The organism is Mycobacterium sp. TH-M82 (assembly GCF_057473605.1).
On the sequence record NZ_JBYCKY010000901.1, the window covers coordinates 1 to 5,029 of the forward strand.

At 69.6% G+C, this 5,029-nt stretch carries 3 protein-coding genes and 1 pseudogene; 2 read left to right on the forward strand and 2 right to left on the reverse strand.

The features are described from left to right. Positions 1-353 (forward strand): inorganic diphosphatase (locus AC2VON_RS26245; RefSeq protein WP_486955433.1); only part of this gene is annotated, 353 nt, incomplete at its 5' end. Positions 354-397: 44 nt separating this feature from the next. Here the strand turns inward: AC2VON_RS26245 and AC2VON_RS26250 are convergent. After that, the gene (locus AC2VON_RS26250) at positions 398-1,381 is read right to left on the reverse strand and encodes a TerC/Alx family metal homeostasis membrane protein (protein ID WP_486955434.1); all 984 of its coding nucleotides are present in this window, start codon (positions 1,379-1,381) and stop codon (positions 398-400) included. Positions 1,382-1,611: 230 nt separating this feature from the next. On the opposite strand from AC2VON_RS26250, the gene AC2VON_RS26255 reads away from it, so the two are divergent. Further along, positions 1,612-1,920 carry an Rv1535 domain-containing protein gene (locus tag AC2VON_RS26255; RefSeq protein WP_486955435.1) on the forward strand — a complete coding sequence of 103 codons (309 nt, stop codon included), beginning with the start codon at positions 1,612-1,614 and terminating at the stop codon, positions 1,918-1,920. Here AC2VON_RS26255 and AC2VON_RS26260 read toward each other — a convergent pair. Further along, positions 1,889-4,801, reverse strand: a pseudogene (locus AC2VON_RS26260) (HAD-IC family P-type ATPase); the annotation flags it as partial. The gene AC2VON_RS26255 and the pseudogene AC2VON_RS26260 overlap by 32 nt on opposite strands. Positions 4,802-5,029: the final 228 nt, after the last annotated feature.

Below are 5,029 nucleotides of genomic sequence, written 5' to 3' on the forward strand. Positions count from 1 at the left end.
ACGACACCCTCGGCGAGGACGGCGACCCGCTCGACGCGATGCTGTTGCTGCCGCAGTCGGTGTTTCCGGGCGTGATGGTGCCGGCGCGGCCGGTGGGGATGTTCCGGATGACCGACGAGCACGGCGGTGACGACAAGGTGCTGTGCGTGCCGGCCGGTGATTCGCGCTGGGACCACATCAAGGACATCGGCGATGTCGCCGCCTTCGAACTCGACGCCATCAAGCACTTCTTCGTGCACTACAAGGATCTGGAACCGGGCAAGTTCGTCAAGGCCGCCGACTGGGTGGGCCGCGCCGAGGCCGAGGCCGAGGTGCAGCGGTCGGTCGAACGGTTCAAGGCTTCCGGCCACTGACGGCTGGCCCGGCCTTCCGGGCAGACAGCTTGGGTGCGCTGCGGTCAGCACCGCTGCCGATTGTCGGCGTCGACGACGCGGGTGCGGTACAGGCTGGCAACGGTAGTGGCCACCAGCACCGCGGCGATGACCGTCAGGCTGACCGCGGTGGAGATCTTCGGCACGTCAAACGGGTTGCCGCCGTTGAGAAGTGACAGCTCGTTCTGGCGCAGCGCCTGCAGGATCATTTTCACCGCGATGAACAGCAGGATGGCCATCAGGCCGTAAGACAGGTACACCAGCCGCTGCAGCATGCCTCCCAGCAGGAAGTACAGCTGCCGCAGGCCCATCAGCGCGAACACGTTGGCGGCGAACACCAGATAGGGCTCAGTGGTCAGTCCGTAGACCGCCGATATCGAGTCCATCGCGAACATCACGTCGGTGCCGGCCACCGCCAGGACGACCAGAAACATCGGTGTCATCGTCCGTCTGCCGCCGGCTTTGATGTAGAGCTTGACCCCGTCCCACCCCCCGGTGGTGTTCAGGTGGTTGCGGGCGAACCGCACCACCGCGTTGTGGCCGCCGCTGCCGTGCCCGGCGCCTCGACCCATCCGGACGCCGACGTAAACGATGAACACGGCGAACACGTAGAAGACCCAGGACACATGCTGGACGGCCACCCCGCCGAGCGTGATGAAGACACCGCGGAACACCAGCGCCAGCAGGATGCCGACAAACAGCACCCCCTGCTCGTCGCGCTTGGGCACGCCGAAGCTGGCGATGATCAGGATGAAGACGAAGAGGTTGTCGACCGACAGGCTGTACTCGGTGAGCCAGCCGGCGAAAAACTGCATACCGTAACGGCTGCCGTGGCCGACCCAGATTGAGACACCGAACAGCACGGCGAGCAGAACGTAGCCCGCCAGCGCAAGCGCGCATTCGGCCATCGTCGGTTCATGCGGGTGGCGGGCGATCCTGATCATGTCCAAGGTCAGCACGGCGACCGTCACGGTCACGGTGACGATCCACTCCAGCAGCGAGAGGTGCAACAGCGGCCTTCCGGTCGTCGAGCAAACGCCAGGGGCTCTTCGGTTGCCGCGCGCGGTGCGGGCCCCCTGGTGCGATCAGTGTGTCAGGTCAGGCGCCCGGAGCCGATCCACGACTCACAGGTATTCGCCGGTGCTCGCCAGGAAGGCGGACGACAGGTTTTCCGACATCGTTCGCCCGACGGTAACGCGGGAGTCACCGCGAAGCCAGGCGTTGCCGTCACCGTGAAACTATGTCGACGACAGGTGCTCAGCTCGACCCACTAGTTTCAGCCGTGGCACGTTTGTTGACGCCGCCCTTGCAGGAGCTTTACGCGGTGCTGTGGCGCGCCGGCGTCGTGGAGGTGCTGCAGACGAATCACGCGACCCGGCATCGGGCGTCGAGTCGATGCCGGCCGCAGGCGGCGTCAAGGGCGCCAAGGCCCGGCGACCCGCCGGCAGACCAGTTACGGCGGCCACCGCGAGGGTCGCGACAGCAGCCGCTCCGAGTCCCTGCGCCCAGCCGAGTGGGCCGACAGGGGTGCAGCCCAGCAGCTGACTGACGCCCGGGGTGCTGATCATCGCCATGAACGCCGCGAACGAGCCGGCGGAGGTCAGCAGCACCAACGGGGCGTGCGAATCCACCAGGGTCTGACCGAGCTCGACACAGACCAACGCGATCAACGCCACGGTGGCGGCGCGTTGCCGTCGCCCGGTGATCGAGGCCATCGCCCACGCCGCGGTGGCCGCGGCCGCGGTGATCGCGCCGCGGGCCGTCACCGCACGCCAGAGCAAGCGTTCGTCGAGGCCTTGCCCGACGCGCTGCACAGGGCCCGCAGGGGTGCTCACTGCGACCGCCGTGGCGGGTAGCGCATCGGTCAACATGTTCATCAGCAGCAACTGGCGGGTGTTCAGCGGAGAGGTCCCGGTGAGTGCCGTACCGATGACGGCGAAGATCACCTCACCGGCGTTGCCGCCGAGCAGGCCGGCCACCGCCGCCTGCACCCCACGCCACAGTCGGCGTCCCTCGTCGATCGCATCTACCAGCGAGCCGATGTGGCCATCCGTCAGCACCACATCGGCGATGGTGTGGGCCGAGTCGCTGCCGCGCGCCACGACACCGACCCCGACGGTGGCGGCCCGGATCGCGGCCACATCGTTGGCGCCGTCACCCACCATCGCGCAGACCCGCCCGGCGCGTTCCAGCGTCGCGACGATCTGCACCTTGTTCTCCGGCGACATCCGGGCGAACACCACCCGCTCGCGCACCGCGCGTTCCTGATCTCTGCGTGACAACGCATTCCACTCGGACCCGGTGATGACCTGGCTTGGCTGCACGGCCACTCCCAGCTCCGCGGCGATCGCCGTGGCGGTGATGGGGTGATCACCGGTGATCAGCCGGATCTCCACGCCCCGGCCGGCCAGGTCGGCGAGCAGCTGCGGTGCTTCGGTACGCGGGGTGTCGGCGAGCCCGAGGAACCCGGTCAGTGTCAGCCCGGCGCCGCAGTATTCGACGATGCTGTCCGGATCCTTCGAGATCGCCTGCGCCTGTCGGGGAGTCAGCCGCCGCCGGGCCACCGCGATCACCCGCAGCCCCCCGGCCGCCAGGTCGTCCACAATGTTTTCCAGCCCGGCACCGGCCTTTGCACAGGCGGCCAGCACCACTTCCGGGGCGCCCTTGATCATCAGCTCGCCACCCGACACCGCCGCCGAGAACGCCCTGCCGGAGCGGAACGGCAGAAAGGCGTCCGGTGCCGGTGCCGAACTTACGCCGTCGATCTCGGCCGCCGCCTCGATGATGGCCTGGTCGGTGGCGTGGGCGTGGGCGGCGCCCTCGGGTTCGGGTGCGGCACAGGCGGCGACGCGCAGCACCTCATCGCCCGAGTCACGCGTGTGACCGGACACCGGGTGTACCAGGGTGACCCGCAGGCGGTTCTCGCTGAGCGTCCCGGTCTTGTCGAAGCAGACCACGTCAAGCCGCCCCAGCGCCTCCACCGACCGCGGGACACGCACCAGCGCACCGGAACTGCTCAGGCGCCGCACCGACGCGTACTGCGCCAGCGTCGCCATCAGCGGCATTCCCTCCGGGACCGCTGCCACGGCGATCGCGATGGCATCGCCGAGTGCTTGGCGAAGGCCCCCGCGGCGCAGCAGCGACAGCGCGCCGACGAGCGCACCTCCGCTGATGCTGACCGGGAGAGCGCGGTGCATGACTCGGCTGAGTTGGCGTTGCAGGCCGACGACCGGGAACTCGCCGCAGGCCAGCTCCGCCGCCCGGCGCGTCTGGGTGTCGGCACCGACGGCGGTCACCAGCGCAACCGCGGTCCCCGCGATCACGGTGGTTCCGGCGTAGAGCATGCAGCGCCGGTCGGCGAGGTCGGCACCCGGTGTCGCCTCGACTTGCTTGCCCACCGACAGCGACTCGCCGGTGAGCGAGGATTCGTCGACCTCGAGATCGGTCTCCGCTATCAGCCGGGCGTCGGCGGGCACCACCTCGTTGCTGCGCACCTCGATCACGTCGCCGGGCCGCAGTCGTTCCGCGATGACCTCGCGGTACACCTGTGTCCCGCCCGGACCGGTTACCAGCTTGCGGGCCGGCGGCGTTTGTCGGGCCAGCAGGAGGTTCAGCCGGCTCTCGGCCCGCAACTGCTGGGCGGCCGCCAGCATCGCATTGCCGGTCAAGACGGTGCCGACCATCACCGCGTCGGTCGGCGAACCTAACAGCGCGGTGGCCGCCGAACCCACCGCCATGACCGGGGTCAGCGGATCCGAGAGCTCCGCGCCGACGGCCTTGACGAACCGCCGGAGGGCGTTGGGCGATTGTGTGCTAGCCGGGACAACCGTTGCGCCGGTATCGGTGTCCGGCGGCGGGAGCACGTTTCGGACCTGCTGGACCGACATGGCGTGCCAATGGTAAGTGGGTGCCGGTCTCGGCGCGGGTGTGCGGACTACCCGGCGAGCCAGCAGGTATCCCGATAGCAGCCCGGCGGCAGCGCCGAGGGTCACCGGTCCGGGCCCGCGCCCCCGCCGCGCCCGGGCACCGGGCACCATCAGCACCGCACCCAGCGCCGATGCACTGGCGGACAGCGTGATGCCACGCCGGACTGCTGCGCGTGCTGCGGGCAGTGCGCGCAGCACCTGCCAGGCGCCGGAGAGGTCGGCCAGGATCAGGTCCGCCTCCCAGGGCGGCCGTGGTTGCGAGGCTGCCGTAGCGCCGGCCGGCATGATTCCCAGCGCCACGTGCGCGCTGACCAGTGCTCGTCCAGCGGTCGACGACAGCACCGCCACGGTGTGGCCGGCCTGTTGCAGATCCGCCAGCGTGTCGGCCAGCGTGTCATCCAGTTCGCCATCGTTGACACCGGGGTCGACGGGCCGGATGTCGTCGAAGGCCGGCCGCAGGTCGCCCAGGATGTCTGGGCCCGTTGAGAAGTCGACCGAGACCATCTTCACCCCGGACGCACGTGCCGCGCCCGTCACCGCCGCTGCCAGCGGGTGGTGCGCGGGTGAGATCAGCTCCTCGATCGGCCGGCGGCGGTCGGACCGCTGCACCCCGGGAACCGAGGTCACCACCTGCAACTTCTCATCGCAGAGCACGCGCGGGTCGACCAGGAGGGCGTCGACCTCGTCGAGGCGGCGCAAGGCCTCCGGCCGCAACGGCAGCACCCCGTACCG

What these genes read in the sequence shown, in the direction of transcription:
- AC2VON_RS26255 (WP_486955435.1), top strand. Translation starts at nt 1,612, where the DNA reads ATGTCGACGACAGGTGCTCAGCTCGACCCACTAGTTTCAGCCGTGGCA.